This window comes from Streptomyces sp. NPDC006372 (genome assembly GCF_040612515.1).
Taxonomy (GTDB): Bacteria; Actinomycetota; Actinomycetes; order Streptomycetales; family Streptomycetaceae; genus Streptomyces.
Map to the genome: position 1 here is coordinate 1 of NZ_JBEXQJ010000066.1, position 2,055 is coordinate 2,055.

The 2,055-nt window shown below is 69.3% G+C and carries 2 protein-coding genes; one reads left to right on the top strand and one right to left on the bottom strand.

What is annotated here, in order from left to right; translation table 11 throughout:
* The coding region (locus tag ABZ016_RS41990; protein WP_356922065.1) for a metallophosphoesterase at positions 1 to 637 on the bottom strand (637 nt) is incomplete at its 3' end.
* 297 nt (positions 638 to 934) lie between these two features.
* On the opposite strand from ABZ016_RS41990, the gene ABZ016_RS41995 reads away from it, so the two are divergent.
* Positions 935 to 2,055: AMP-binding protein (locus ABZ016_RS41995; protein ID WP_356922066.1), on the top strand; the 1,121-nt coding region annotated here is incomplete at its 3' end.

Sequence of the window (2,055 nt, forward strand, 5' to 3'; positions counted from 1 at the left end):
TGCCGCGTTCGAAGCGGCGCGCGACGGTGTCGTAGACCAGTTCCGGGACCTCGGGCGGGATGTGTGTGCACAGCACGTCGACCTCGCCCACGGCCTCGATCTTCGCCGCGTACTCCTCGTCGCTGATCTCGTACGGCGTCCGCATCGGCGTCCGCAGGCCGCCGCCCACGAAGCCGAAGACCCGGCCGCCGATCTCGACGCGCTCACCGTCGAGGACGGTCGTGCCGGGGCCGGCGTACTCCTGCCACAGGGGCGGCATGTCGACGTTGCCGTAGGTCGCGTACGTCGGAGTGGGGAACGCGGCGAACAGCTCCGCGTACTGCTTGCGCACCGCTTTCTCGATCACCGCGGCCCGGTCCCGGCCGACACCGGCCCACAGCCGGGCCCCGAACTCCCGGGCCTCCTCGAAGCGGCGGGCGGTGCGCAGGGCGACGATGCGGTCGGCGTTCTCGACGCCGAACAGGTCGGGGAAGATGCCGCGCGAGTGGTCGGCGTAGTCGAGGAAGAGGACGAGGTCGCCCAGGCAGATCAGGGCGTCCGCGCCCTCGCCGGCCGTGGCCAGGTCCCGGGCGTTGCCGTGCACGTCGCTGACCACGTGCACGCGCGTCCTGCGGTTTCCGGCTGGTGTGGGTGCCATGACGATCAAGCGTAAGCGTGTGTGGCATACGTGAACAGTGGCGGCCCTACCTGCGGTTACTGGCCAGTCAGTTAGCACGTGGACTACTGTGCGCGAAAGGAATACCTAACTGTGTGACGCAGCGAACATCTCGACGGGACCCCCTGTCGTAGAAGCCATACCGGCGGGTAACGTCCGGGCCGTCCAGTCGTGCTCTGCATTTCAACAAGTGAATGCCTGAGTACCTGCCCGAGCCTTGGACCGCACCGTCGCAGCACACACCGTCGTGGCGTCGGCGCCCTATGAGGAGCAGCAGTCTTGCGCGAGTTCAGCCTTCCGGCTTTGTACGAGGTCCCTGCGGACGGAAACCTGACCGACATCGTCCGCAGAAACGCCGCGCAGCACCCGGACGTCGCCGTCATCGCCCGCAAGGTCGGCGGCAGCTGGCAGGACGTCACGGCCACCGCCTTCCTCGCCGAGGTGCACACGGCGGCGAAGGGTCTGATCGCCGCCGGTGTCCAGCCGGGCGACCGGGTGGGCCTGATGTCCCGCACCCGTTACGAGTGGACGCTGCTGGACTTCGCGATCTGGAGCGCGGGCGCGGTGACCGTGCCGGTCTACGAGACCAGTTCGCCGGAGCAGGTGCAGTGGATCCTCGGCGACTCGGGCGCGACCGCGTGCATCGTGGAGTCGGACGGTCACACCGCCGCCGTCGAGTCGGTGCGCGACCGGCTGCCGGAGCTCAAGCACGTCTGGCAGATCGAGGGCGGCGGCCTCGACGAGCTGGGCCGGCTCGGCCAGGACGTCACGGACGAGACGGTCGAGGAGCGCAGCTCGATCGCCCGGGCCGACGATCCGGCGACCATCGTCTACACCTCGGGCACGACCGGCCGCCCCAAGGGCTGTGTACTGACCCACCGCAGCTTCTTCGCCGAGTGCGGCAACATCGTGGAGCGGCTGCGTCCGCTGTTCCGCACGGGCGAGTGCTCGGTACTGCTCTTCCTGCCGCTCGCGCACGTCTTCGGCCGGCTGGTGCAGATCGCGCCGATGATGGCGCCGATCAAGCTCGGCTGCGTCCCGGACATCAAGAACCTCACCGACGAGCTGGCCGCGTTCCGCCCCACGCTGATCCTCGGCGTCCCGCGCGTGTTCGAGAAGGTCTACAACTCGGCGCGCGCCAAGGCCCAGGCCGACGGCAAGGGCAAGATCTTCGACAAGGCCGCCGACACCGCGATCGCGTACAGCAAGGCGCTGGACACGCCGTCGGGCCCGTCCCTCGGCCTGCGGATCAAGCACAAGACGTTCGACAAGCTCGTCTACAGCAAGCTCCGCGCGGTCCTCGGCGGCCGGGGCGAGTACGCCATCTCCGGCGGCGCCCCGCTGGGCGAGCGCCTCGGCCACTTCTTCCGCGGCATCGGCTTCACGGTCCTGGAGGGACG